General features: G+C 69.5%; 20 protein-coding genes. 4 read left to right on the top strand and 16 right to left on the bottom strand.

All coding sequences use genetic code 11. The annotated features are described in order from the left end of the window. Window positions 1–30 precede the first annotated feature (30 nt). Together HAV22_RS20115 and HAV22_RS20110 are read right to left on the bottom strand one after the other, a co-directional pair. Entirely contained in the window at window positions 31–990 is a 960-nt protein-coding gene (locus tag HAV22_RS20115) for a Bug family tripartite tricarboxylate transporter substrate binding protein (RefSeq protein ID WP_166861596.1), read from the bottom strand. Between the two features lie 23 nt (window positions 991–1,013). Further along, window positions 1,014–2,069, bottom strand: coding sequence for a porin (locus tag HAV22_RS20110; RefSeq protein WP_166861542.1), 1,056 nt, complete (start codon window positions 2,067–2,069; stop codon window positions 1,014–1,016). A 175-nt stretch (window positions 2,070–2,244) separates the two neighbouring features. On the opposite strand from HAV22_RS20110, the gene HAV22_RS20105 reads away from it, so the two are divergent. From HAV22_RS20105 to HAV22_RS20095, 3 genes are all read left to right on the top strand, one after another. Beyond that, on the top strand, window positions 2,245–2,943 hold the full coding sequence (locus HAV22_RS20105; protein WP_166861541.1) for a response regulator: 699 nt from the start codon (window positions 2,245–2,247) through the stop codon (window positions 2,941–2,943). Window positions 2,944–2,951: 8 nt separating this feature from the next. Continuing rightward, on the top strand, window positions 2,952–4,493 hold the full coding sequence (locus tag HAV22_RS20100; RefSeq protein ID WP_166861540.1) for a sensor histidine kinase: 1,542 nt from the start codon (window positions 2,952–2,954) through the stop codon (window positions 4,491–4,493). Window positions 4,494–5,226: 733 nt separating this feature from the next. Continuing rightward, entirely contained in the window at window positions 5,227–5,460 is a 234-nt protein-coding gene (locus tag HAV22_RS20095; protein ID WP_166861539.1) for a hypothetical protein, read from the top strand. Here HAV22_RS20095 and HAV22_RS20090 read toward each other — a convergent pair. The 10 genes from HAV22_RS20090 to HAV22_RS20045 form a co-directional block, all read right to left on the bottom strand. Then, complete coding sequence (locus tag HAV22_RS20090) at window positions 5,451–6,800, bottom strand: sigma-54-dependent transcriptional regulator (protein ID WP_166861538.1); 1,350 nt, start codon at window positions 6,798–6,800, stop codon at window positions 5,451–5,453. The two genes, HAV22_RS20095 and HAV22_RS20090, sit on opposite strands and share 10 nt — an antisense overlap. Before the next feature lie 9 nt (window positions 6,801–6,809). Continuing rightward, the gene (locus HAV22_RS20085) at window positions 6,810–8,672 is read right to left on the bottom strand and encodes a sensor histidine kinase (protein ID WP_166861537.1); all 1,863 of its coding nucleotides are present in this window, start codon (window positions 8,670–8,672) and stop codon (window positions 6,810–6,812) included. A 29-nt stretch (window positions 8,673–8,701) separates the two neighbouring features. After that, window positions 8,702–9,709, bottom strand: a complete 1,008-nt coding sequence (locus HAV22_RS20080) for a porin (protein WP_166861536.1) — start codon at window positions 9,707–9,709, stop codon at window positions 8,702–8,704. A gap of 37 nt (window positions 9,710–9,746) precedes the next feature. After that, window positions 9,747–11,018, bottom strand: coding sequence for a dicarboxylate/amino acid:cation symporter (locus HAV22_RS20075; protein WP_166861535.1), 1,272 nt, complete (start codon window positions 11,016–11,018; stop codon window positions 9,747–9,749). 227 nt (window positions 11,019–11,245) lie between these two features. Next, window positions 11,246–11,638: a hypothetical protein gene (locus HAV22_RS20070; protein ID WP_166861534.1), complete on the bottom strand. Its 393-nt coding sequence runs from the start codon at window positions 11,636–11,638 to the stop codon at window positions 11,246–11,248. 64 nt (window positions 11,639–11,702) lie between these two features. After that, entirely contained in the window at window positions 11,703–13,025 is a 1,323-nt protein-coding gene (locus tag HAV22_RS20065; protein WP_166861533.1) for a hypothetical protein, read from the bottom strand. Between the two features lie 127 nt (window positions 13,026–13,152). Continuing rightward, entirely contained in the window at window positions 13,153–13,575 is a 423-nt protein-coding gene (locus HAV22_RS20060) for a lytic transglycosylase domain-containing protein (protein WP_371869690.1), read from the bottom strand. Next, window positions 13,572–17,249 carry a hypothetical protein gene (locus HAV22_RS20055; protein WP_166861531.1) on the bottom strand — a complete coding sequence of 1,226 codons (3,678 nt, stop codon included), beginning with the start codon at window positions 17,247–17,249 and terminating at the stop codon, window positions 13,572–13,574. The genes HAV22_RS20060 and HAV22_RS20055 overlap by 4 nt, the downstream gene beginning before the upstream one ends. 98 nt (window positions 17,250–17,347) lie before the next feature. Beyond that, complete coding sequence (sctC, locus tag HAV22_RS20050; protein ID WP_166861530.1) at window positions 17,348–19,087, bottom strand: type III secretion system outer membrane ring subunit SctC; 1,740 nt, start codon at window positions 19,085–19,087, stop codon at window positions 17,348–17,350. 29 nt (window positions 19,088–19,116) lie between these two features. Beyond that, window positions 19,117–20,511 carry a helix-turn-helix transcriptional regulator gene (locus HAV22_RS20045; protein ID WP_166861529.1) on the bottom strand — a complete coding sequence of 465 codons (1,395 nt, stop codon included), beginning with the start codon at window positions 20,509–20,511 and terminating at the stop codon, window positions 19,117–19,119. 203 nt (window positions 20,512–20,714) lie between these two features. On the opposite strand from HAV22_RS20045, the gene HAV22_RS20040 reads away from it, so the two are divergent. Then, on the top strand, window positions 20,715–21,398 hold the full coding sequence (locus tag HAV22_RS20040) for a response regulator (RefSeq protein ID WP_166861528.1): 684 nt from the start codon (window positions 20,715–20,717) through the stop codon (window positions 21,396–21,398). 15 nt (window positions 21,399–21,413) lie between these two features. Here HAV22_RS20040 and HAV22_RS20035 read toward each other — a convergent pair whose 3' ends face one another. The 4 genes from HAV22_RS20035 to HAV22_RS20020 form a co-directional block, all read right to left on the bottom strand. Then, window positions 21,414–21,896, bottom strand: coding sequence for a T6SS effector amidase Tae4 family protein (locus HAV22_RS20035; RefSeq protein WP_166861527.1), 483 nt, complete (start codon window positions 21,894–21,896; stop codon window positions 21,414–21,416). Window positions 21,897–21,910: 14 nt separating this feature from the next. Next, window positions 21,911–22,324, bottom strand: a complete 414-nt coding sequence (locus HAV22_RS20030; protein WP_166861526.1) for a Rap1a/Tai family immunity protein — start codon at window positions 22,322–22,324, stop codon at window positions 21,911–21,913. Between the two features lie 19 nt (window positions 22,325–22,343). Beyond that, the gene (locus HAV22_RS20025) at window positions 22,344–22,691 is read right to left on the bottom strand and encodes a type VI secretion system tube protein Hcp (protein ID WP_166861525.1); all 348 of its coding nucleotides are present in this window, start codon (window positions 22,689–22,691) and stop codon (window positions 22,344–22,346) included. A gap of 98 nt (window positions 22,692–22,789) precedes the next feature. Beyond that, the gene (locus tag HAV22_RS20020) at window positions 22,790–25,315 is read right to left on the bottom strand and encodes an ATP-binding protein (RefSeq protein WP_166861524.1); all 2,526 of its coding nucleotides are present in this window, start codon (window positions 25,313–25,315) and stop codon (window positions 22,790–22,792) included. Between the last annotated feature and the right edge of the window lie 5 nt (window positions 25,316–25,320).

Below are 25,320 nucleotides of genomic sequence, written 5' to 3'. Positions count from 1 at the left end.
AGGTATTGTTGTCGGCCGGTGGTGCCGGCCTCAGTGCTCGCGAACCAGGTTGAATTCCCTGGCTTGTCGGTTGTAATCGAGGACGGCCTGCTTGACCCAGCGCGTCAGGGCATCGCCCGTCAGCGAGAACGGATACAGGCCGGTGGCCGTGCGCAGTTGCGTGAATTCGGGCGTCGCCTGCGCACGGGCGAACGCGTCGACCCAGCGGCGGTAGTCGGCATCCGGCACGCCGGGTCCCATCCACACGCCGCGGATCACGGGCCACACGATGTCGTAGCCCTGCTCGCGCGCGGTGGGAACGGCGGCCAGCACGCCGGGCAGGCGGCGGTCGGCCAGCACGGCCAGCACGCGCACGTTGCCGGGGCCGGCGTACAGCACCGCTTCCGACGCGTCGCCCGAGATCACCTGCACGTAGTTGGCGCTCATCGCCGTGAACGTCTCGCCGCCGCCTTCCAGCGCCACGAAGCGCAGGCGGCGCGGCTCCACACCGGCACGGCGCGCCAGCAGCGCCACCTTCATCCAGTCCTGGCTGCCGATGGTGCCGGACACGCCGATCAGCACCTGCTCCGGATTGCGCTTGATCGCGTTCATCAATTCGCCGAGGCTGTGCCAGGGCGAATCCGCACGCACCGCGATCATTCCGTAGTCGACGCCGAGCGCCGCCACCCAGCGCACGTCACCCGCGGTCGCCTTGCCGAACTTGCCCTCCGCGAGGTTGAGCAGCGAGCCGCCCGAGAACGCGACGAGGGTGTCGGATTCGGCACGCCGCTGCGACACGAGCGTGTGCCACGCGACGGCGCCAATCCCGCCTGGCAGGTAAGCCAGTTTCAGCTTCGCGTTCGGCAAGGCCTTCTGGGCCAGCTTGCAGGTCAGGTCCATGGCACCGCCCGGCTTGGACGGCACCACGCATTCGGCGCCGGCGGATGCCGCCGACACCGGCAGGGAAGCCACGGCGAGTGCCGCGAACAGGATGTGAAGCGCGCGGATCATCATGTCGCGGCCTCGGCGTGGGGTCAGAACCGGTACTGGATGCCGGTGGTGACGCCCGTCTGCGTCGTCCCGAAGCCCGGGTCGTCGCGCGACAGGCCCACGAGCTGGCCGTGGTCGGCGCTCGCGTGCGCCACGGCGGCGTACAGCCAGACGCGCTTGGACAGCGAGTACATGGCGCGCGCCACGTACATGGTCGGGTCGGCGTCCTTCGCGGTCGGCAGGTTCTTCGTGTTGACGTGGTAGACGGCGCCCGTCAGGGTCCATGGGTAGACCAGGTAGGTCGCGCCGGCCCAGTAGGTGTCGCCGCGCAGGTCAGGCGTGGCCGCCTTGCCCGCTTGCAGCTTGTAGCCGCGCATGCCGACCTGGTAGGTCATCGGGCCGGCCTTGTATTCGCCGCCCAGGTGGAATGCCGTCGTCTTGTCGCGGTTGCCGGTGGCGGGGACCGTGTTGCCGTTGACCTGCTCGTACGCGGCCATCGCGCCGAAGCCGCCGCCGAACCACGAACCGCCGACGGCGTACTTGCGGCTGTCCGCGTTGTTGCCGGCCTGCTCACCCATGCCGATGGTGGCGCCGTAGGTGAAGCCGCCCGTGTGGCCCGTGTACTTGATCAGGTTGTCGAACGCGGTCGTCATGCCGTATTTCGACGGCCCGGTGGCGCTGCCCGACGTCGCCCACGAGTAGTTCGGCGCGAAGCCCATCGGGTCGAACTTGATGACCAGGTCGTAGGTCGTCGTGAACGAGCGGCCGATCACGACTTGTCCGAAGTCGCCTTCGAGGCCGACGTTGGCCTGGCGCTTGAACAGGTTGCCGTCCTGGGCGCCCGTATCCATCAGGATGCCGCCTTCCAGGTTGAAGATGGCTTTCAGGCCGCCCCCGAGATCTTCGCTGCCGCGGAAGCCCCAGCGCGACGTGTTCTTGCCCCCCGAGATGACGCGCACCTGGCTGCCGTCGTTGGCGGCGGCGTGGTTCACGTATTCGACGCCAGCGTCCATGATGCCGTAGATCTGGACGTTGGTCTGTGCGGATGCGTTCAGGGAAAGCGCTGCCAGGATGGCAAGCGCGAGGGCCGATTTCTTCATGATGTCTCCGTTGTTGTAATCAATGCGGTCGTGAGCCGCCTCGTGAAGCCAAGCATAGGTGGACTTAGCTTTCATTCAGCTTTCATTAAAGCTTTCAATCGCAACATTGTGGAAATCACGTAACAGTACCAGCGCAGTGGAGACACGGGGGCACGCCGTCGCTTACACTGGCACGATGCGAATCCTGTTAGTCGAAGACCACGTCGAGCTGTCCCACTGGGTATCGAAAGCCCTGCGCGACGCCAATCTCACCGTCGAATGCGCGGCCACCGGCGCCGACGCCGACGCGCTGCTGCACACCCAGGACTACGCCCTCGTCATCCTGGACCTCACCCTGCCGCGCATGGATGGCCTGGAAGTGCTGCGCCGCCTGCGCGCGCGCGGCGGCACGCGCGGCCGCACGCCCGTGATGATCCTGACGGCGCGCGGCGGCCTGGAAGAACGGGTGCAGGGCCTGAACCTGGGCGCCGACGACTACCTCGCGAAGCCGTTCGAACTCGCCGAACTGGAGGCGCGCGTAAAGGCACTGTTGCGCCGTAGCGTCGGCAACGAGGCGCCCGTGCACAGCTGCGGGCAGCTCAGCTTCGACACGGTCGCCCGCATGTTCACCTACTGCGGCGAGCCGCTGGCGCTGACGCCGCGCGAGCACGCCGTGCTGGAAGCGCTGATCTCGCGTCCCGGCCGCGCCGTGTCGAAGGAAAAGCTGTTCGACGAAGTGTTCGCACTGGACGACGACGCCAACCTCGACGCCATCGAACTGTACATCCACCGCGTGCGCAAGAAGCTGGACAAGCGCCCGGACGGCGGCGCCGCCATTGCCACCCTGCGCGGCATCGGCTACCTGCTGCAGGAGCGCCCGCCCGCCGGGTCTTGAATCCCGCGATGGCCGTCTCCTTCGCCCCGTCCGCACTCCTCGCGCGCCTGTGGCCGCGCGCGGGCCGGCGCGCGGGCGCGGACGATGCGCCCGCGGCGCCGCTGGGCAGCCTGCGCGGCCAGCTGCTGCGCTGGCTGATCGTACCGCTCGTGATCCTCGTCGCGGCGAACGCCGTGTCGCTGTACCGTGACGCCCTCGACGCCGCCGACATCGCCTACGACCGCTCGCTGCTCGCCTCCACGCGCGCGCTGGCGGAGCGCGTGTCCGTCCGCGACGGCAAGGTCGTGGCGGACGTCCCCTACGTGGCGCTGGACAGCTTCGAGACGGACACCCTGGGCCGCATCTACTACCGCGTGAGCGGCCTGCATGGCGAGACGGTGTCCGGCTACGACGACCTGCCACCCGTCCCGAAGGACACGCCCCGCTCCGAGCTGTACCCTGCCCTCGTGCGCTTCTACCACGCCGACTACAACGGCGAGCCGGTGCGTATCGCCGCCCTGCTGCAGCCCGTGTACGACGATTCCATGCGCGGCATCGCACTGATCCAGGTCGGCGAGACGCTGGACGCGCGCCGCGCGCTGTCGCGCCGCATCCTGCTGAACACCCTGCTGCGCCAGGCGTTGCTCGTGCTCGCGGTAGCGACGCTCGTGTGGTTCGCCGTGCGGCTCGTGCTGCAGCCGCTGATGCGCCTGAAACACGTCGTGGAGACGCGCGCGGTCACGGACTTGTCCGACGTCGACGAAGCCCTCGTGCACCGCGAGGTGCGCCCGCTCGTCGCGGCGATGAACGGGACGATGGCCCGGATGCAGAACCTGATCGCGAGCCAGCGTCGCTTCATCGCCGACGCGTCGCACCAGCTGCGCACGCCGCTGACGGTGCTGAAGACCCAGGCCGAGCTGGCGCTGCGCGAAAACGATCCGGCCGCGATGCAGGCGATCGTGCGCTCGATCGCGGCGACGACGGATTCGACCGTGCACCTGGCGAACCGCCTGCTGACGCTCGCGCGCATCGAGCACGGCGGCGCCAACGCGCTGCTTTCGCCCGTCGCCCTGTCCGACGTGGCGCGGCAAGTGGGGCTGGAACTGGCGCTGCCGGCCGTCCAGAAAGGCATCGACCTCGCGCTGGAGGCGGAGGACGACGGTGCAACGACGGTCGACGGCCAGGCGCTGCTGCTGCACGAGCTCGTGAGCAACCTCGCCGACAACGCGATCCGCTACACGCCGCCGGGCGGCACCGTGCTGCTGCGCGTGCGGCGGCTGATCGGCGTCGTCGTGCTCGACGTGCAGGACAGCGGGCCGGGGCTCGACCCGTCCGAATACGACAAGGTGTTCATGCCGTTCTACCGGGCGCAGGCGGCGCTGGAAAGCAATCCGGGCGGCACCGGGCTCGGGCTCGCCATCGTGCGCGACATCGCCACCGTGCACGGCGCAACGCTGGCGCTGGACCGCGCGGAAGGCGGACGCGGGTTGAAAGTCAGCGTGATGTTTCCGGCGCGGGAGTTGCCGACGGAGGCCGAGGGGAGCGACCGCGGTCGATTCAACGCCGGTTGAACGCGTGGGCACGGGGTGCCCACCCCACAATGACCGTGCCGTGGCGGCCTCCGCCCACGCGGACTGAATGCGTGGGCACGGGGTGCCCACCCTACGATGGCCGCGCCGTGGCGGCCTCCGCCCGCGCGGACTGAATGCGTGGGCACGGGGTGCCCACCCTACGATGGCCGCGCCGTGGCGGCCTCCGCCCACGCGGACTGAATGCGTGGGCACGGGGTGCCCACCCTACAATGGCCGCGCCGTGGCGGCCTCCGCCCGCGCGGACTGAATGCGTGGGCACGGGGTGCCCACCCTACAATGACCGTGCCGTGGCGGCCTCCGCCCACGCGGACTGAATGCGTGGGCACGGGGTGCCCACCCTTCAATGACCGTGCCGTGGCGGCCTCCGCCCACGCGGACTGAATGCGTGGGGACGCGGTGCCCACCCAACGACGGTCGTAGGGTGGGCGGCCTCCGCCCACGCGGACGCCGGCGACGTGTTGGCGTTACGCGTGGACACGGGTGCACACCATGCCGTCACGGTTGTGCGCGCGCAAACGGCGGCCCCTCGCACGTCCCCGCACCGTTTTGCGATCCCGCCGGTACGGCGCCACTCGACTTCAAAAAGCTATTTTTCTGCGCATATTGCGCGCAGATAAGCATGCATTGCGGCACCCACCCCGCGTTTTTGAGCGACAGCAAGAGGCCTGCGAGACGTGAATCTTGTGCGCCGCAACACCGCTACACTACCCGCATGAAAACCACCCATACCCCCCCGCTCCCCGGCGCCGACGACGCGCTGTTCGACGACATCGAGCGCCGCCTGCGCGCACTCACCACCGCGCCGCTGCACCCGCCGTCCGCCATCCCGAGCCGCTGCGTGGACGAATTCGCGGACGGCTTCCTCGGCTACACGGGCGGGCCGGCGTTGCCGGCGCGGAAACTGGCGCGCCAGCTGGCTGCGTACCGCCCGAACGGTTATTTGTAATCGTCCGGCGACAGGCCGTACTTCTGCACCTTGTAGTACAGCGTCTGCTTGGGCACGCCCAGCGCCGCGCTGACGTCGGCGATGCTGCCGGCCGCCCTGCGCAGTTCCTGCTCGATGACGGCACGCTCGAACGCCCCGACCTGGTCGGCCAGCGGCACGGGTGTCGCGCTGCGGGCCGACAGCAGGCCGTCGGCGCCGCTCGCGAGGCCCAGCACATAGCGTTCGGCGATGTTGCGCAGCTCGCGCACGTTGCCGGGCCAGTCGTGCGCCATCAGCGATTGCATCAGCGGGCCCGGCACCGTCGGCACGGCGCGCTTGTACCGCGCAGCGGCGCCCAGCATGAAGTGCTCGAACAGCAGGGGGATGTCTTCGCGGCGCTCGCGCAGCGGCGGCAGGTTCAGCACGATCAGGTTCAGGCGGTAGTACAGGTCGCTGCGGAATTTTCCCTGGTCCGACCATTCCTTCAGGTCGACCTTGGCGGCGGCGATCACGCGCACGTCCACGGGCACCGGATTGTTCGAGCCGAGGCGTTCAACGTAGCGTTCCTGCAACACGCGCAGCATCTTGACCTGCAGCGACATCGGCATGCTTTCGATCTCGTCGAGGAACAGCGAGCCCTTGTGCGCGTGCTCGATCTTGCCGATCTGGCGCTTGGCGGCGCCCGTGAACGCGCCCATCTCGTGGCCGAACACTTCACTCTCGAAGATGTTTTCCGGGATCGCGCCGCAGTTCAGGGCGACGAAGTTGTGCGCGCGCCGGGTGCTGAACTGGTGCAGGCAGCGTGCGACCATCTCCTTGCCGGTGCCCGTCTCGCCATAGACCAGCACGTCGGCCGACTCGTCGGCGAGGTCGAGGATCAGCCGGCGCAGGTTGCGCATCGGCGCCGAATCGCCCAGGAGCATCGCCTCGATGCCGGCGCCGTTCGCGATGCGGTCGCGCAGCGCCGCCACTTCCAGCACGAGGCGGCGCGTTTCCAGCGCCCGCTGCACGGCTTCGACGAGCTGCTCCGACGAATATGGCTTGGCGATGAAATCGTAGGCGCCGCCGCGCATCGCGCCGACCGCCATCGAGATGTCGCCGTGGCCCGTCACGAGCAGGACGGGAATCTGCGGGTCGATGGCCTTGACGGCGGCCATCAGGTCGAGGCCGCTCATGCCGGGCAGGCGCACGTCGCTGACGATCACGCCGGCAAAGCCGGGGACCACCTGCGCCAGCGCCGGTTCGGCGGCGTCGAAGGCATCGACATGGAAGCCGGCCAGGTCGAGCGCCTGGGCGCTGCCGGCACGGACGACGGCATCGTCTTCGACGAGAAGGACTTTCAGTGTTTCATACGTGGACATGACGTTATCCTACTCCGCCCGCGGCAGATCGACGATGAACCGGGCGCCCCCGCCCGGCGCCGGCTCGGCGCGCAGGTGGCCGCCGAACTCGCGCACGATCTGCTCGGAAATGGCGAGACCGAGGCCCAGCCCTTTCCCTTGCGGCTTGGTGGTAAAGAAGGGTTCGAATAAATGCGCGCGGATGTTCTCCGGGATGCCGGGACCGCTGTCGGTCACGGTGATCAACACGCGCGCGCCGTTGCGCTCGGCGTCGACGACGAGCTGGCGCTCCGTGCTGCCCGCCATCTCCATCGCGTCGAGCGCGTTGCTGAACAGGTTCACGAGCACTTGCTGCAGCCGGTTGCTGTCGCACAGCGCGTACAGGTCGCGCGCGTGCGTCGACATGCGGAAGCCCACGCGCTCCTGCGCGATGCGGCGCTCGACGAGGAACAGCGCGGCCGCGACGACGTCCGCCACCACCACCGCGCTCAGCGTGGCGTCGGCCTTGCGCGCGAACTGGCGCAACTGCCCCGTCAACTGGCCCATGCGCTCGACCAGCTGCGCGATCGTCGCCAGGTTGGCGCGCGCGTCGTCGATGCGGCCCCGCTCGATCAGCACGCGGGCATTGTCCGCCATCGTGCGCAGCGCCGTCAGCGGCTGGTTCAACTCGTGCGTGATGCCGGCCGACAGCTGCCCCAGCACGGCCATCTTGCCCGCCTGGACCAGTTCGCCCTGCGTCTTGCGCAATTGCTCCTCGGTCTGGTGCCGCACGATGTTTTCCTCGCGCAGCTCGCGCGTCATCTGCTGCAGGCTCGCGGTGCGCTCGGCCACGAGGCTTTCCAGGTTGTCGTACGCGCGCTGCAGGTCCTCGCGCGCGCGCAGGCGCTGGCGGCCGAGCCGGTGGCGCTGGCGCGCGTACAGCACGAGCATGATCACGAGCGCTTCCGACAGCAGGGTCAGCGACGCGGCCGCGCGTGCGCTCGCGCGGGCGGGCGCGAGGTCGGACAGGTACACCATCTGCCAGTTGCGCGTGACGAGCGCGCGCGACTGGCTCAGCATGGCGCCGCGTACGCCCGGCACGGCAACGATACGGGCGCTGCTGTCGAGCACGCGCACCTCGCGCAGGCCCAGCGGCGTCAGGTCATGGGAAAAATACTGGCGCGACTGTTCCAGTTCCTGCCGGACCCCGGGCGCCAGCGGGGCCAGGGTGCGGTACTTCCATGCCGGGACCGAGCTCAGGAACACGACGCCGTGCGCATCGGCCAGCAAGACCTTGCCGCCGGCGTCGGCCCAGCCACCCTCGACGCTTTCGATGTTGACCTTGACGGTCGCGACGCCCAGCATGCGGCCGTCGCGATAAACGCCGCGCGCGAAATAATAGCCGGGCTCGCCGCGCGTCGTGCCGACGCCGTAGAAGCCGCCCGGCGCGCCCCGCATCGCGTCGCGCACATAGGGCCGGAACGCCACGTTGTCGCCGACGAAGCTGTCGGGCTCGCGCCAGTTGCTGGAGGCCTGCGTCACGCCGTTCAGGTTGACGATGTAGATGGTGGTGGACCTGGCCAGGCGGTTGACGCGCTCCAGGTAGACGTTGACTTCCGTCCGCAGCGCCTCGTCGCCGGGCCGCTGCAGCATGGCGATGACGTCCTTGTTCAGTTCGAACGTGCCGGGCAGGAAATCGTATTTCGACAGCAGGTGCTCGAGGCTGGACGTGTCCGTGTCGAGCCGCTGCGTGCCGGTCAGCCGCAGCCGCCCGATCGCGGCATCCTCGGCATAGCGGTACACCACGAACGCGAGCAGCACACACCCGGCCAGCAGACCGGCCCACAGCGCCAGCCGCCGGCGTGGCCAGCGGCCGGCCCGGCGCGGGGTGACGATGGGGTCGGCTGCTGGCATGGGGGTCCTGGAAGAGTCAACGAGTGCAATTAGAACACATGGCGGACTCCAAGGTTGATGCCGGTGGTACCGGTACCGCTGTCGGTGGCGTTGCCGACATGGTAGTTGGCGCCGTCGCGGTTGACGATGTGGCCATAGGCCGCGTACAGGTCCGTGCGCTGGCTCAGGCTGTACTCGTAGCCGATAGCCGCCTGGCGGGCCTGCGCGTCGCGGCCGAAGTCATCGCGGTGCGCCATGAGCGACGCGAGCCAGCGACCCGGCCCCATGCGCACGGCCACGCCCACGAGCGCATCGCGGCTGGGGTTGCCCAGCAGGTCGCGGTTACGCGAGTAGGCGCCGTGGAAGACGACGTCGCCGTAGCGGTAGCGGCCGACCAGCATCGTGTTGCGGCTGTGCGCGACGCCGGCCATGTCGCCCTGCTGGTGGTGCGCCAGCACGACGGTCAGCGGGCCGGCCTCGTACGTGGCGGACGCGCCGATGGTACGGTGCTTCGCCGTGTCGCCGGCCACTTCGCCCGCGCCGTACAGCACCTCGGCCTGCAGGTCGTGCCACTTCGGCGACTGGTAATCGACCGAGTTGTCGACGCGGGTCAGCGTCGAGAAGATGTTCTGCGCATTGCCGGCGAGACCCGTGCAGAACGGGTCGGCGATGTCGCGCAAGGCCTTGTAGTAAGGGGCGTACTGGCGGCCGAGGCTGATCGAGCCGGCGGCGCCGGACAGGCCCACGAGGGCCTGGCGCCCGAACAGCAGGCCGCCCTGCCCCGCCTTGCCGGTGTCCATCCCGATGCCGTTTTCCAGCACGAAGAACGCGCTCAAGCCGTCGCCGAGGTCTTCCTTGCCCTTGAAGCCCAGGCGCGAACCGGACGCCACGCCGCTGCTGACGTTGTCCATCGAGCCGGCCGGGCCGCCCCGTTCCAGCACGATGCCGGCATCGGCCACGCCATAGACTTTCACCAGGGATTGCGCCTGGACGCAGGCAGCGGTCAGGCTCAGCGCGCAGGCGCCGGCGATATATCGATATTTCAAGCAAGTCTCCATTGGTTGTGTGATCGTTGTGTGCGGGTCGTACGGACGGTCAGCCGACCTGCGCCGCGACCGGGGCGACCTGTTGCGGCGACGTCTCCAGCGCGTCTTCCCAGTTCGCGACGACGGCCGTGGCGATGGCGTTGCCGACCGCGTTGGTGGCCGAGCGGCCCATGTCGAGGAACTGGTCGATGCCCATCAGCAGCAGCAGGCCCGCTTCGGGGATGTGGAACTGGTTCAGGGTGGCGGCGATCACGACGAGCGACGCGCGCGGCACGCCGGCCATGCCCTTCGACGTCAGCATCAGCAGCAGGAGCATGGTGATCTGCGTGCCCAGCGACAGGTCGATGCCGTACGCCTGCGTGATGAACAGGACGGCGAACGTGCAGTACATCATCGAGCCGTCCAGGTTGAACGAGTACCCCATCGGCAGCACGAAGCTGGAGATCTTGCGCTGCACGCCGAACTGGTCCAGCGCCAGCAGCAACTTCGGATACGCCGCTTCCGAGCTCGCGGTCGAGAACGCGAGCAGGAACGGTTCGCGGATCAGCACCAGCAGGCGCAGCACGCGCTTGCCGATGAACAGCGAGCCGCCCAGGATCAGCAGCAGCCACAGGCATACGAGGCCCAGGTAGAAGCCGCCCATGAACTTCGCGAACGTGACGAGGATGCCCAGGCCGTTCGTGGTGATGACCGACGTCATCGCGGCGAACACGGCCAGCGGCGCCAGGTTCATGATGACGCCCGTGATGCGCAGCATGACCTGCGCCAGCTGGTCGATGACGGCGGTGAGGCCCGACGCCGACTGACCCAGCGCGCCCAGCGCGCCGCCGAAGAACAGCGAGAACACGAGCACTTGCAGGATCTCGTTGTTGGCCATCGCCTCGATCGGCGACTTCGGCACGAGGTGGACGACGAAGTCCTTCAAGGTGAACGCCGACGTCTTCAGCCCGGTGGCGGCATCGACCGGCGGCAGCGGCAGGTTCAGGTGCGCACCCAGCTGCATCACGTTGGACAGGATCATGCCGAGGCTCAGCGACGTCAGCGAGGCGATGACGAACCACCCCATGGCCTTGACGCCGATGCGGCCGGCGGCGCGGCCGTCGCCCATGTGCGCGATGCCGACCGTCAGCGTCGAGAACACGAGCAGCGAGATGATCATCTTGATCAGGCGGAGGAACACATCGGTGACGATGGAAACGTGTGCCGCGATGTCGGCACTGATCTGCTTGTCCGCGACGGTTTCATGGCAACCGTAACCAACGGCGACACCCAGTACCATCGCGATCAGGATGTACAGGGTCAGGGGGCGTGTCTTCTTCAATTTAATCTCCAGATCGAGGCGCTTGCTGCGCCGCGTGTTGTCATGACCGGCGGGGGGCACCGGGTGTACGGACAACAGCAATACACATGCCAGAATGGCTGCCAGACATTTGTTCCGGCAACCCTATGATTTGGAAGGAGTTTTTCTGGAGAAACTAACTGATGGCGGCCCTGGCCGTACCGAAATCCAGAGGGTCCGGCTGGGCGCCGTATGAAAACTTGGAAGGGTTACTGCGACAGCGACTTGAGGCCTTTTCCCAGTTCCTCGATGACTGCGTTCTTCGACTGGTTGACGGCAATCTGGTTCTGGATCTGGGCCAGCGCATTCTGCGCGGCCATGGTGGCGAGCGCGGACGCCTGCATGGCCGCCATGTCGTTGCCGGCGGACGCGGGCGCAAGTCCCCGCGGCGGCGGGCGCAGCTGGCGAGGCGCCGAGCCGGCACCTCCCGTGTTGCCGGTCCGGACTGCGGGCGGCGCCAGCCGGGCCAGCGGTCCGGTGACGGCCGCGCGCGCGGGTCGCGCGGTGGCGCCGGCAGCGGGCGCGCTGGCCGGCGCCGGTCCGGGTGCCGCGTGCGCGCCGATCGTCCCCGCGGACGGCGCGCCGATGCGATTGATGGTCATGATGGTCCTCCCTGGTTGACATTTGACGGCGCGGACTTCGCTGGCCGCGCCGGACGGGTTGCCGTTATTGCGACAGCGCCTTGACGCCCTTGCCCAGTTCGTCCTCGACCTGGTTCTTGGCCTGGTTCAGGGCGATCGCGTTCTGGATGCGGGCGATCGCATCCTGGGCCGCCATGGTGGCGTATGCCGATGCCTGCGCCGCGCCGATGTCCGCGCCGGCGGCGCCATACGCGCCGGCGCCGGCGCCGACGTCCGCGCCGGCCTGCGCGGCGTCGCTGCCGTTGGCGCCGTCCTTGTCCTTGCGCTTGTCGGCGTCCTTGCCTGCGTCCTTGCCTGCGTCCTTCCCCGCGTCCTTGTCCGCGACCTTGTCGGTGCCTTTGTCGGCACCCTTGCCCGCGTCCTTGTCGCCGCTCGCGTCGGCGGCCTTGTCGGTGCCCTTGCAGGCCGTCTTGTCCGTGCCCTTGCCGGCACCCGTGTCGGCGAGCTTTTCCGACGTGTGGAGAGTGCCCGCGTCCGGGCCGTTGCCGGCGTCGGCGTTCGGCGCACCCCGGCGGCCGGCCGGGTCATGGCCGGCGTCCGCGCCGCCGCCGCGATGGCGATGACGGCCCGACAGCGCGTCCGCCGCCAGCGGGGCCGCCGCACCGGCCGCCAGTACCGTGCCGCCCGCCGCGGCCGCGCCCGCGTCCCCGCCGGGGACCGAGCCGATCTTCTGGGCCACCTCGTTCGCGGCCGCGCCGGCCGCGAGTCCCGCGCCGCTTTCCGCCGCGCGCTTGAACAGGCCCTTCGGACCACCGACGATGTCGCCCACGAAGCCCTGCACCGCCGAGTTGCCGACGTGGCCGGCCTCCATGGCGCCGACCACCGCGTTTGCCGCCATGCCCTCGGGCGTCAGGTCGCAGGCGAGCGACACGGCTTCGCCGGCCACGCCCAGGACGTCGCCACAGGCCTTACGGAAATCGCCCGAGGCGATGTCCTTGGCGGCATTGATGGTGCCGTTCACCGTACCCTCAACCGCGTCGGCCACGTCCTGGACCATCTTGTCGGCGACGTTGCGTTCGAAGTCGACCGCCTTGTCCTCGAAGCCCTTGACCTTCTGCGCCATCTTGTCGAGCGACTTATTCAGGTGCATGTCGGTGGTGGCGTCGCAGATCGCCTCGATTTCCGTCTTCGGGAGTTCGGTGAATGCCTTGACGCTGCACTGCGCGCAGCGCACCGCGTCGTTGAGGGCCGCCTTGAACCTGCCGTGGGCGACGTCGTCCGCCATGTGGATGGCCGCCTCGCCGGCGTGGACCGCGTCCTTGGCGATGTTTTCGACGCCGTGCACGACGTCCTTGGCCGCATGCTCGATCGCATGGCCCAGATGTTTGAAGAAGCTCTTGAAGCTCATGTTGATTGCCTTTCTGCGAGTTGAAATTGGATTCCGCCGGGCCCGCGAAGAGCCCGTTCCAGCGTAGCGGCCGCGGCGCGGCGGGCCTGCGCGCGGAACGAAGCCGCGCGCTGCGGCGCGAAGCGGCTCAGCCGCCGTGCGCTTCGACGATGCGCCGGATCGACGCCTGGTAACGTGCGCGCTCCGCCGGCGTCTCGGAGTGATAGGCGCCGACCGCGTCCCACGTGTTGCCGTACTTGAGCATCATCTTGCGCAAGTGCCAGGCGGCGACGTAGACCCCGACGCACGGCTCCATCAGCCGGGACGGGGCGATGCCCCAGCGCCGCAGTTCGCCCGCGTGGACCGAGTTGATCTGCATGAGGCCGTAGTCGACGGAGCCGTTGGCGTTGCGGTGCAGCGCGTCGCCGCGGCCGTGCGATTCCTGCCACGCGATGGCGCGCAGCACGGCCGGATTGACGTGCTGGTAGGCGGCCGCCTCGTCGAAGCAGTCGGCATGTGCGGGCGCCCACGCCCCGACGCACACGGCAAGCGCGACGAGGCGGCGCATCACACGGCTCCGGGTTCGTGGTCGGACGATGGGGCGTGCGGCGCGGGCTGCCGGGCCCACGCGCGCACGACGTCCGGCGGCGCCGCCGTCGCGTACAGTTCGCGGTCCGTGTTCACCGTGCGGCTGGCCATGGAGACGACGCCGAAATTCAGGCCGCGCACGTCGGCGGCGCTCTGCGACTCGATCGCCTGCATCTGCATCGGCACCCACGAATGCTCGTCGCTCAGGCGCGCCATCATGTGCTGCGAGATCTGCGCGAGGCGCGGATCGTCCGGGTTGCGTGCGTGGATGACCGAGGCCAGCGCGGCGCTCTCGTCGAGACCCTTGCGCACGTCCGCGCGCAGGCGCGAACGCACCGCGTAGCGCTGGCCGGGACCCGCCCAGTTCTCGACGCGGGACATGAATTTCTGCATCTCCTGCGGCCCCTCTTCCGGCCCGTGCGCGGCCACGAACACGCGCTCGAGCTGTTCGTGGCGGCCCGGCTCGGCCACCATCGCCTTGAACTGGGCGGCGTCGCGGTAATCGACTTCGCGCAGCGTATAGGTCTCGGACAGGCGGCCGTTGTCGACGAGCGCGCGGAACGTCGTGTTGACGCCCTTGTCCACGAGGCTGAGATTCATCTGCTTGCCGAACATCGGAATCGGACGGTTCAACGTTTCGGACGTCGGGTCCGTCGTGGTGCCCGGCGCGAACGTGCCGCTGCCGCCGGCCAAGGGAATCGTCGGCACGACCGTGGAACCGCTCACGGTGGCGTTCACCTGGAAGCGCGACAGCTCGTTATTGCGGATCATGCGGTGGTCGCCCGTGGTCTCGGTACGGCGGTTCATGGCTTTCGACGTGAGGTCGGCGGTGATGCTGGCCGCGGCGCTCACGCCCGCGGACTCGAACGGCTTGTCCGACGCGATGCCCACGGCGCGCGCGTTGACCGACCCGGTGGCCGTGTGGTGCAGGCTGTTGGCGGACTGCGATTGCCAGCCGATCGACAGCGTGTCACTGTCGAGGAATTCGCTCGCGAGATGTTCCCACGTCCGCGCCGGATCCAGCTTGGCGCCGTCCGGGCCCTTGGCGAGGGCGAACATGGTGTCGATGAACTTGACCATCTCGTCGCGCGACTTGCCGGCATTCCAGCCTTCGCCGTTCGGATTCTCTTCGCGCATCGTGCGCACCATCACGCCGCGCACGCGCGTCGTGTCGCCCGCGAGCGGCGTCACGGTCGCGGCACCGCCGCCCTGCAGCCCGAATTTCGAGAAGCCCTTGCGCAGCGACGTCGCGATGCCGCCACCGAGGCCGCCGGCGACCTGGCGCTGGGTGCCGAGGAACACTTCGGCGCCGTGATGACTCGTGCCGAAGCTGAACACGGCATTGTTGGCGTGCAGGACGCGCACGTCGGCCACCGGCGTCACCGACGCCTTCACGGTCCAGCCGGACAGCGCCGCCGTAAACTGCTCGGACGCCTTCTTCAGCGCGATCGACACCGCATTGGTGTTCACGCCCAGCGTGCCGCCACTCGACGCGGTGACCGCGGCGCCCCACTGGTGTTCCTGCATGAAGGTGCGTACGAACGCCTGCACGCCTTCCGGGGTCAGGTCGGCCGGCTTGGTGTTGGCCGGGTCGACGAGGGTGGCGGCCTTGCGCATGGCGGCGCCGAATGCCGTCTCCCGGTTGGCCGTCGGGCTACCTTCCGGCGCCGGTTCGGACTCGTGCAGGCCGCCTTCCTTGGCCCACGCGCGCACGTTCTCCAACGTCACGCTCTTGCCTTCCCAGTGCGTCAGCTTGGCGGCCAGCGCCTGCACGCCGCTTTCCGGCACGCCGTGCCGGGCGGCGATGTCCAGTGCCACCTGCATCAGCGCGTTCTTGTCGAGCACGTGACCGAGCGGGCGCGTCTGCTCCATCGTGGCGGTCACGTAGTGCAGCAGCGCGCCGCGCTCCACCGCGGGCGCCAGCGGCGTGCCCGGCGTGGCCAGCGCGTGCGCGTCCGCATCCGCGCCAGTCCTCGGCAGGTGCGCCGCGAGGTGCTCGCTCAGGGTCGTCATGGCAGTGCCGACGTGCTTGTCGAGCGCCGTCATGTTGTCGTCCGGGTGACCCTGCGCGGCGTTGTTGACGCCCATCGAGCGCAGGGGATCGATCGGCGACTTCTTGCGGCCGAAGGCGTTGTGCACGCCGGCCATCGCCAGCTTTGCCTGCGCCTTCACGAACGGTACGGCGGTGGCCGGCTTGCGCACGTCCAGCTTCACCGCGCTGTTCTTGTCGTGCTTGGCCGCGCGCGCCACGTATTTGCCGAACTTGGCGAGACGGCCCTGCAGCTTCGACAGGTCGGTGCCCGGACCGCTTTCGCGGAAGCCCTGCTTCCACGCGAACACCGCCGCCTTGTCGGCCGGCGGCAGTGCCGCGTACGGGCTCGCGCCTTCGACGGCGGGCGCCGCATGCATGCGCAGCTCGACGGCGAGCACGGTTTCCGCCAGCGTGGCCGGTGCACCCGTCGCCACCTTCAGCGTGGCGTGCATGCCCGCCTGCGCCAAGGGGTCGCCGTGCACGAGCTTGAGCTCTTCCGACACCTTGGCGGCCGCCGTCAGCAGGCGCTGCATGCCGGCCTGGCGCTCGGGCGCGGGCGGCGGCTGCATCATCTTCAGCAGCGCCTGGAAGCCGGCGTGCGTGGACGCCAGGCCGGCCGCCGTGCGCAGCGCGTCCACCCCCGCCCCTTCCAGCGTGCCGGACTTCAGCGCGTGCAGCATCGCGTCCACCTGCGGCCCGGAGCACAGCGTCGCCAGGGCGGCCGTCGCGCGCTCGGGATCGCGCGCGCATGCCTGCGCCAGGTGCTCGCCCACCAGCAGGTGCTGGGTGAACGGGAAGCTGGTGGCCGGCGGGTCGGCCGGAAGATGGCTGCCGCTGGGTGCGGCCGGTCCCGCCAGCGCGGGCATCAGGTGGTCGATCAGCACGGTCAGGCGCGCCGCCGACTGCATCTGGTTGCGCGGATGGGCGAACATGTTCCAGACGTGGTCCTTCAGCGCGACCTCGTCGTGCAGGGCCGCCATGGGCTCGGCCGGCTTGCCCGTCTTGGCCGGCGCCGGCACCTCGGGCGCGATCTGCTTGACGACAGTGCGCATCGTCTTGAGGTAATTGTTACGGTCGGCGCCGAGCGGGCCTTTCGGCAAGGGCTGGCCCGGCGCCGGCGGCGGCGGCGCGGGCCGCATGCGCGGGGGCAGCTGCGCGGGCGCCAGCGCGGGACCGGTCTGCGGCAGCTGCACGCCCTTGGCCGGCCGCGTGCGCACCCGCGTGAACAGGCTCGACGTCTGTGTGCCTACGTGCTTCGGGGCCGGATTGCGCATCGTGTGGGCGACGTCGTCGACCGTCGGCCGGCGCGGGGTGGCGCCGGCGCCAGGCGCCGCTGCGGGCGGCGGGGGCGGCGGGGCCGGGTGCGTTTCCGCGACTTCCTCGATCTCGCTGACGGCCGGCGGCGTCGGATGGACGGCCGCGCTGCTGCGGTTGCTGCGGTTGCCGCTGTCGCTGCTGTCGCTGCGCATCAGTTGCGCCAGCGTCGGCAACCGGTTCAGTTGTGCGGGCGCGCTGCCGCGGCGGGCGCGGGGCGCGGCGGCCGGTGTCGTCGACGGTGTTTCGGTGGTGGCATGGTCGTCGACGTGATACGGAACGATTTGGGAAGTGCTGCCGGTGCGGATCATGCGGAACTCCTCGAGAAGGTGCGTTGGGCCAGCTTAGCGGGCGCGGACGGCGCCTTCGCGCGGCAAACGAAGGCGTCGCCGCCGCGCCGAAGCACCGGTCACGTGGGCGTGACGACGCGGGGCGTGAGCAGGAACAGGCGGCGGAATTTCTGCTTCTGGTCCTGCTTGTTCTTGAAGAGCGCCCCGACAACGGGCAGCTTCGACAGGAACGGCACGTCCGTGTTCCCCGTGGTGCTCTGCTCGACCGAGTACCCGCCGATCAGGAGGCTTTCGCCGTCGCGGATCAGGGCTTCCGTGTCGATCTCGCTGTTGCTCACGACCGGGAGCTGGCCGACGAGCTGGCCCGTCAGCTGCCCGTCCTCGATGTGGACCGTGAGCCGGATCCCGCCGTCGGCCTGCGGCACCACCATCGGCAGCACGCGCAGCGAGGTGCCGGCCGAGACGCTGTACAGGTCGGCCGATTGATAGCCCGCGACCGGCACGTAGAACGTCGTCTTGTTGTCCATGACGGCTTCCACGTGGTCCAAGGTGGCGACCTTCGGGCTCGCCGTGATGCGCGCTTCGCTCGTCTGCTCCAGCGCACTGACGCGGGCCAGCAGGTAGCGGCCCGCGCCGCCCAGCACGGCCGTCAGCGTGCCGCCGGTGGGCGTCAGGGCGGGCGTGTTGTCGGTGCCGGGCGTGCCGAAGCCGGACGGGTTCAGGGAGCCGGGGAAGCTCGCCTGCGCCAGGTTGCCGGCGCCCGTCTCCAGGTCGAGATGGCTGCCGTGCAGGCGCCAGTCCACGCCCAGCTGCGCCAGCGCGTTCTCGGTGACGTCGATGATGCTCGCGCTGATCTCCAGCACCTGCGGCCGGGTGTCGAGCGTGGCGATCAGGCGTTCGTAGTCGGCCATTTTTTCCGGCAGGTCGCGCACCAGCACCGCGTTCGTACGCGGGTCGGGTTGGATCGTGGGCATGTCGTCCTCGGCCGCGGCGGTGCCCTGCCCCGCGGGCGGCGCCGGCTCGGTCGCGGCGCCCGCGGGCAGCGGCGGCTTGCGCGGCGTGCTGTCGGCGCCGCCCAGGCCGGGCAGCGCGGCGCTCCAGAAGCCGCCCGGCGCGGCCGGCTGCTCGTTCTTCGGCGCGGCGCTGGCGACGCGCGCCACGAGGCTAGTTGCCACCGGCGCCAGCGGCGGCGCGGCGGCGTTTTTCTGGTACATGCTGCGCAGGATGCCGGCCACGCCGGGCAGCGTTACCTGCTGGCCGCCGATGCGCAGCGGATGGTCGGCCGCCCAAGCGTACCGCAGGGGAAACACGCGCACTTCGAGCGTGCGCCGCTGCTGGTGGTCGACGTCGATCTTGTGCGCGAGCTCCGTGACCAGCTCCACGTAGCGCGGCGGCCCCGACACGAGCACCGTGTCGGTCGGGTCGTCGTACACGATGGCGAAGCGCGGATCGGCGATGCGCAGGCGGGTGACGGCGGCGCGCAGGTCGGCCGGATGGGCGTGCGACAGGCCGATCGACGCGCTCTTCACCTCGTTGGCGCCGGCCACGTACAGCACGGTGCCGTCGTAGTACCAGACGAAGCCGAACGACGCGGCCAGGTGGTCGAGGAAGCGCTGCGGCGACTCGGCGAAGCTGCCGGTGACGTTGCCCTCGACCTGGGGCGAGATCGACGCCATCACGTTCTGGCTCGCGGCCAGCTCGCGCAGGATTTCCTTGACCTCCTTGTGGTCGGCAACGTACTTGATGCTGCCGGTGCGCCAGGGGATCGTGTGGGCCGCGGCGGGTGCCGCGCTGGCCGGTTGCGCGCAGGCGAGCCAGAGCGCCAGCAGCGCGGCGCCGGACGGGAAACACTTGTGCATGGGATTCCTGTGGTGGTGACCGGCGGCGTTCAGCGGCAGACGCTGGCCGACGGCGCTTCGTTGAACTGTTTGCGGTAGCCGCGGATCAGCGACGAGCGGCTCTTCAGCCCGAGCCGGTGCGCCGTCTTGAGGATGCCGTCGCCGGCGCCGTCCTCGGCCAGCAGCTCGGCGCGCACGGCGTCGAGCCGCATGCGTCGCAGCACGGCCGTCGGCGACATGCCGAGGTTCTCGCGGAACGCCAGTTGCAGCGCCCGTTCCGTGACGCCGATATGGGCCGCGATCTCGCCCGTGGACAGGTCGTTGTTGCGGTAGTGGTCGGCGATGTAGCGGTACGCGCGGCGGTACTTGGCCGGCAGGCGCGCGCTGATGTCGTCGCTGGGCTGGGCGGCGGGCAGCGCCATGCCGTCCAGCGGCTTGATGACCTGGGTCTCGCTGCGCAGGCATTGCAGCGCCTCGGCCGTGTACGCGGCATACGCCTTGAATGCCGCGGCGGCGTCGCCCTTCAGCATCGCGATCTTGGCCTGGCAGTAGCGCTGGTCCAGGCTCCAGCGCCGGTCGCGCGGGTCGGCGTGGCGGCCGCGCTGCAGGCTCTGCTCGGCCAGGTCGACGTGTTCGCCGGCCAGCGCGGCGAGCGCGATCTCGACGTGCATGGCGACGTCGCTGGCGCTGTGACGATACAGCACGCTCATCACGTCGCGCTCGCCGTCGGCCAGGCGCAGCAGCAGGGCCAGGCACGCATGGCGCCGGGCCGCCAGTTCCGGCGCCGGCCGGCGGGCGTCGCAGGAGGCCATGGCGTCGGCGAAGCGCTGCCACTGGGCGCGGTGGTCGCCGCGCACGGCGGCCGACTGCCAGAACACGTGGTCGCGCAGGCCGGCGGCGCAGCGCACGCCCAGCCGCACGGCGCAGTCGAGCGCGAGCAGGTCGGCCAGCAGCAGCCAGCGGCCGTCCTCCGCCGCGTCGCCCAGCACGCGCGCCTGGCGCAGCGCGTCGTCGCACGCGGCCTGCTGGCCCAGCTGGTGGTGCACGAGCGCCGCGCCCAGCACCGCCTCGGCCTTCTGCGGCACGGTCGCGGCGCCGTCCTGGACGATGCGGGCGAAGCAGTGCAGCGCGGCGCTGTAGCGGTGCATGTTCAGCGCCTGCCAGCCCGCGTTGCGGCACGACAGCAGGCGCACGGCGTCGTTCGATTCCTGCAGTTTTTGCGCGCGCCGGAAATGGTCTTCTGCGTCTTCTTCGTAGCCCAGCAACAGGGCCGCGTCGCCCAGCGCCTGCAGCGCCGGCGCGTCGGCCATCCCGTCGTCACCACCCAGCCGACGCGCGTGGCGGTGGGCGGCCTCGAAGTCCCCGTCCTGCATGGCGCGGGCATAGGACGGCATGGCCTGGTCATGGGTTTGTGCGGAAATCAGCGCGAGATAAATCTGAAACATGGGCGTCACCTCGTTCGTGCAACATGCGATGGGAGCAGCGCCGGATTGGCTGTCTGCAGTGCACCCATGGTCGCAAAACAACGGAACGTTGACGATCCCGCAAATGTCGGATAGCCCCGCCCGACAATTGTCCGACGCAAACATTTAGTCTGTGGTACTGTGAAAAATGTTTCCAATTCTCAAGTAACAAAATCGGAGAACAGATGAGCGACGCGGCAGAATTGACGATCCTGGTGCTGGAAGACCAGGGCCTGGTGCGCGCCGGCATGCGGGAACTGATCCGGATCGCGCAGCCGGCAGCGCACATCGAAGAGGCGTCCAGCTACGACGACGCGATCGCGCTGCTCGGCACGAAGCGCTTCGACCTCGCCTTCCTGGATTTCACGCTGAAGTCCGAAAAGACGGGGCTGGACGTGTTGAAATACCTGCGCGAACAGAACCTCGAGACCCGCGCCATCATGCTGTCCGCCCGCGCCGACCGGCCGCTGGTCCTCGAATGCATCCAGGCCGGCGCCTGCGGCTACATCCCGAAGGACACGGACCACGAAGGCATCTTCCAGCGCGCGCTGGATACCGTGTTCCAGGGCGGTATCTTCGTGCCGGTGACGGCGATGGCGCGCGACGGCATGCACACGCCGCCCGTCACGCCGCTGCCCAGCGTGCCGGCGGCCGAGCTGGGCGTGACGGGACGCTGCGCCGAAGTGCTGTACTACCTGTGCCAGGGCTTGCCGAACAAGACCATCGCCAACAAGATGCAGGTCGAGGAAGGCACGATCCGCAAAGATTACGTGCCGAAGCTGTTCCGCATCTTCCAGGTCACGCGCCGCACCGAGCTGCTGGTGGAGGTGTCGCGCCGCGGCGTCATCATCCCGCCGCTGCCCCACTGAGCGGCACGGCGGGCTTCACGGGCATTCCCAGAACCAGCATTCGACGGCCTGCGCGTACACGTGGCCGCCCTCGCACGCGAGGCGGTGGTGCGCGTCGTGGCAGATCAGGTCGATGTGTCCTTGCGGGTCGTACGGTCCCCACAGGCCGACGAAGCGGATCACGCCGTGCCGGTCGCCGACGCGTTCGCGCAGCAGCGCGGCGCCGAATTTTTCGGGTTCGCCCCAGATCGTGCACAGGTAGTTCGCGAGTGTCTCCTGCTTGATCTCGATGAACCTGCCACGGTACTTGCCCTCTTCGATCTTCAGGTAGCCGGCCGGGAGGTGGACGCCGGCGCCGTGAAGGGCGAGGCTCATGCGGATGGCGCACGTGTTGCGCCAGTCCGAGTCGAGTATTTTTCCCGTGTGTCCGATCCAGCGCCACAGCTCTTCGGGCGGGACGTTGTACGGATCGGGAAAGTGCATGCGCAGCAGCGCATAGGGTGGTGTGGGCCTGAACATCAAGTCCTCCCGGGTCAAGGGCAGCAGCCATCGGGTGGACAAGGCCACCGCTCCTGCCACATGCGTACGAGATGATCCGATGCGCGCTCCTTCCGCTGCGCGGCCTTCAACTTGCGCAGGTAGGCCGTCGCATCCCTGCGCATGGCCTCGGGCGACTGCTTGCGCAGCTTGACGTGCGTGCGCCCCGTGTAACACCACAGACCACTCTCGGTGGCGTCATACACACCCTTGACGTACTGGATGGCACCGGCGTCACCCTGCTCCAACCGGCGCAGCAGGTCGCCCGCCGTGAGCCACGGCGACGGCGCCGGAACCGTCTTGGCCGGCGTCCCCGGCATGATGAACGGATGCTCGTCGTCCGGCACCTGCGCCATGGTCGCGGAGGATGCCGCCAGCATCAGGGCCAGTGCCGCGGCGGCTGAACGCACGTTCGATGCGGCGTCCATGTCACGCGACCCGGTTGGTGGCCAGGTCCCAGCCGCCGGCCGTATTGCCGCCCGCGCCGCCCGCGATGCGCTGCTGGGTGTAGCGCCACTTCACCCGCGAGAATTTCAGGCCGACGTGGTCCAGCATGCCGATGCCCGCGGCCACCGACTGCGCCACGTCGCCGATCACCACGTTGTCCAGCTCGACCTCGTAGTACTTGACGCGCGTGCCCTGGCCGTCCGCCCGGAAGAATTCGAACCGCGCCTTCGGGATCGTCCGGCCCGGAGCGCATTCGATCCGGCCGGGATGCTCGCCGTCGGCCGATTCGCCCCGGATGCCGTCGAGCTGCAGATATACGTCGATTGCCATCGCCGCCTCCGTGAAGTTGACGGGGCATCGTCGCAAACCCGGGTCCGGCGCGACTTATTGGCGATCAACCTCCGGCCGCCGGCAGATCAACGGCGGCGCTACCCGCATGCGGCACGGATGGTGGCGAGCAGCGCCGCCGCGCACACGGGCTTGCGCAGCACCGTCGCGTGTTCCAGCTCGTCCGTCAACGCGACCCGGGCGCTCTCGCCGGTCAGCACGACGACGGGCAGTATCCAGTCGAATTCGTGCGTCACCATGCGCACGACGTCGCGCGCCGTGCGGCCGCCCGGCAGCGAATAATCCGTCAGCACGAGGTCGGGCATGCGTTCGAGGCCAGGCAGCAGCGCTTCCAGCGCGGCCAGCGATTCGACCGACTCGTACAGCACCCGGTATTCGCGCAGCAGCACCTCCGTCGATTGGCGCACGAGGCCATCGTCCTCGACGTACAGCACGTACAGGCCCGCGACGTCGGCCGCATCCGTGGGCGCGACGGCCGCCGCCACCGGGGCCGCCACGTCGCCCGCGGTGGCACGGGGCACGCTGACGGAAAAGCGGCTGCCGACACCGGCGCGCGAGCGCAGCTTGAGCGCGTGGCGCTCGAGCAGGGCCAGCGACGACGCCACGATCGACAGGCCGAGACCGATGCCGCGGTTCCGGTCGCGTCCCGGATTGGCGACCTGGAAGAATGGCTTGAACACCTGCTTCTGCAAGGCGTCCGGGATGCCGACGCCGTTGTCGACGATGTCGACCCGGCAGTGGTGGCGCAGCCGCACGACGCCCACGACGACGACCGCCCCGCCGGGTCGCGTGGGATCGCTGTACTTGATGGCGTTCGACAGCAGGTTGGCGAGCACCCGGCCCAGCATCTGGCGGTCGCTGCGCACGGCCAGCGAGCCCGCGGCGGGCAGGCGCAGCCGGATGTCCACCTGGCGCGGCTCGCTGAGCGGGCGCAGCGCCAGCACCGTCTCGGCGACCAGTTCGCCGAGGTCGAAGCTGCCGTACTCGGCGACGATGGCGCCGCATTCCAGGCGCGACAATTCCAGCACCGCGTTGAACGACGAGCGCATGGCGTTCGTCGCTTTCTGCGTCGTGTCGAGCAGCTCGCGGCCCTTGGCGACGTCGCCGCGGTCGAGCGCGTGGCTGGCCGCGCCGAGCAGGTTGCCGATCGCCTGCATCGGCTGGCGCAGGTCGTGCGCGGCCTCCGCGACGAACTGCGACTTCTTGTGGTTCTCGTGCAGCGCGCGGCGGCGCGACCGTTCCTTGTCGCGCAACTTGAAGAAACCCACGACGGCCACCAGCAGCGCCACCACGATGCCCAGCGCCAGCTCGAGGTTCTCGTTTTTCAGCTCGGCCTGCTGCAACTGCGTCTTTTCGCGCAGCGCCGCGATCTCCTTCTGGCGCGCGGTGACCTCGAACTCGGAGCGGATCTTCAGCGTGGCGCGATCGAGCGCGCGCGCGGCCATGTCCTCCTTGAGCTTACCCAGTTCGCGCACGGCGGCATACGCTTCGCGGTACTGGCCGGCCCGCTCGTACGCTTGCGCCATGTGCTCCAGCGTGTCGATGACGGACTGGTCGTCCTTGCCGGCCCGGTAGACGGCCAGCGCCGCACGGACCTCGCCTTCGCCCTGCCGCACGGCGCCAAGGCCGATATGGCACAGGCCCATGCTGGCGCGCGCGTCGACACTGTCGCTGGCGCTGGGATGCGCCGGCAGCAGCGCCAGCGCGCCCTCGGCCAGGTGCAGGCAGTCGGCATAGCGGCCGGCCTTCCACGCGTTTGCGGCGCGCCTGAGCTGCATGCTTTTCTCGAGCTGCTTGTCGCCCACCAGCCGCGCCAGCGACAGCGCCTGCTGGCACGCGCGTTCGGAACGTTCCGGCTGGCCCAGCGAGTCGTACAGGTCGCAGCGGCCCTGCGCCAGCATGCCCTGCATGGCTTGCGCGTGCTGGGCGTCGGCGATCGCCTGCGCCTGCAGGTTGTAGTCGAGCGCCTGGCGGTAGTCGCCCATCTGCGTGTACAGCGTGCTGATGTTGTTCAGGGCGATCGCACGGTGCAGCACGTCGGTCTTGCTGCGGCCGTCCAGCAGGCCCAGCGCCGCGGTCTGGTGGCGCAGCGCGCTCTTCATGTCGCCCTGCTGCTCGGCACACATGGCGGCCGTGTCGTGCATGGCGGCGCTCGTGCGGTGCACGGCGCCATCGTCGCGCGCGAGCGCCGCCTCGACCACCTGCACGCACTCGGCCTGCCGGCTGTCGAACAGCGACAGCACGCGGGCCCGGTAGTTCTGCGCCCACAGCTCGCTCTGCAGGTCGTGCTCGCGCGCGCCGAACGCGGCCAGTTCGTCGATGTAGCGGCGCGCCCGCTCGTCGTGCGCCTCGACGTAGAAGTTGACCAGGGTGTTCAGCGTCTTGCTGCGGTCGTCCAGCGTGGCCGACGCCGGCATATGGTCCTGCAGCGCCTGCAACTGCGTCAGCGCCGCCTGGCGGTCGGTCTGGAACAGGCCGAGGATCCGCATCAATTCGGCGTGCACGGGCGTTTCCGGCGGGTCGGCCGCCTGTGCGGCGCCGGCACCGCAAAACGCCACGCACGACAACCACACGGCACGGAGGAACAAGGAACGCAGGACGGACATGACAA

It is taken from the genome of Telluria antibiotica (genome assembly GCF_011682055.1).
GTDB classification, from domain to species: domain Bacteria; phylum Pseudomonadota; class Gammaproteobacteria; order Burkholderiales; family Burkholderiaceae_D; genus Telluria; species Telluria antibiotica.
Note: the sequence above shows the minus strand (reverse complement) of the source record. Positions and strands in the feature narration are given on the sequence as shown.

Excerpts from the sequence above, each read along its gene's own strand:
- HAV22_RS20115 (WP_166861596.1), bottom strand. The coding sequence starts at position 990 with ATGATCCGCGCGCTTCACATCCTGTTCGCGGCACTCGCCGTGGCTTCC.
- HAV22_RS20110 (WP_166861542.1), bottom strand. The coding sequence starts at position 2,069 with ATGAAGAAATCGGCCCTCGCGCTTGCCATCCTGGCAGCGCTTTCCCTG.
- HAV22_RS20105 (WP_166861541.1), top strand. The coding sequence starts at position 2,245 with ATGCGAATCCTGTTAGTCGAAGACCACGTCGAGCTGTCCCACTGGGTA.
- HAV22_RS20100 (WP_166861540.1), top strand. The coding sequence starts at position 2,952 with ATGGCCGTCTCCTTCGCCCCGTCCGCACTCCTCGCGCGCCTGTGGCCG.
- HAV22_RS20095 (WP_166861539.1), top strand. The coding sequence starts at position 5,227 with ATGAAAACCACCCATACCCCCCCGCTCCCCGGCGCCGACGACGCGCTG.
- HAV22_RS20090 (WP_166861538.1), bottom strand. The coding sequence starts at position 6,800 with ATGTCCACGTATGAAACACTGAAAGTCCTTCTCGTCGAAGACGATGCC.
- HAV22_RS20085 (WP_166861537.1), bottom strand. The coding sequence starts at position 8,672 with ATGCCAGCAGCCGACCCCATCGTCACCCCGCGCCGGGCCGGCCGCTGG.
- HAV22_RS20080 (WP_166861536.1), bottom strand. The coding sequence starts at position 9,709 with ATGGAGACTTGCTTGAAATATCGATATATCGCCGGCGCCTGCGCGCTG.
- HAV22_RS20070 (WP_166861534.1), bottom strand. The coding sequence starts at position 11,638 with ATGACCATCAATCGCATCGGCGCGCCGTCCGCGGGGACGATCGGCGCG.
- HAV22_RS20065 (WP_166861533.1), bottom strand. The coding sequence starts at position 13,025 with ATGAGCTTCAAGAGCTTCTTCAAACATCTGGGCCATGCGATCGAGCAT.
- HAV22_RS20055 (WP_166861531.1), bottom strand. The coding sequence starts at position 17,249 with ATGATCCGCACCGGCAGCACTTCCCAAATCGTTCCGTATCACGTCGAC.
- sctC (WP_166861530.1), bottom strand. The coding sequence starts at position 19,087 with ATGCACAAGTGTTTCCCGTCCGGCGCCGCGCTGCTGGCGCTCTGGCTC.
- HAV22_RS20045 (WP_166861529.1), bottom strand. The coding sequence starts at position 20,511 with ATGTTTCAGATTTATCTCGCGCTGATTTCCGCACAAACCCATGACCAG.
- HAV22_RS20040 (WP_166861528.1), top strand. The coding sequence starts at position 20,715 with ATGAGCGACGCGGCAGAATTGACGATCCTGGTGCTGGAAGACCAGGGC.
- HAV22_RS20035 (WP_166861527.1), bottom strand. The coding sequence starts at position 21,896 with ATGTTCAGGCCCACACCACCCTATGCGCTGCTGCGCATGCACTTTCCC.
- HAV22_RS20025 (WP_166861525.1), bottom strand. The coding sequence starts at position 22,691 with ATGGCAATCGACGTATATCTGCAGCTCGACGGCATCCGGGGCGAATCG.
- HAV22_RS20020 (WP_166861524.1), bottom strand. The coding sequence starts at position 25,315 with ATGTCCGTCCTGCGTTCCTTGTTCCTCCGTGCCGTGTGGTTGTCGTGC.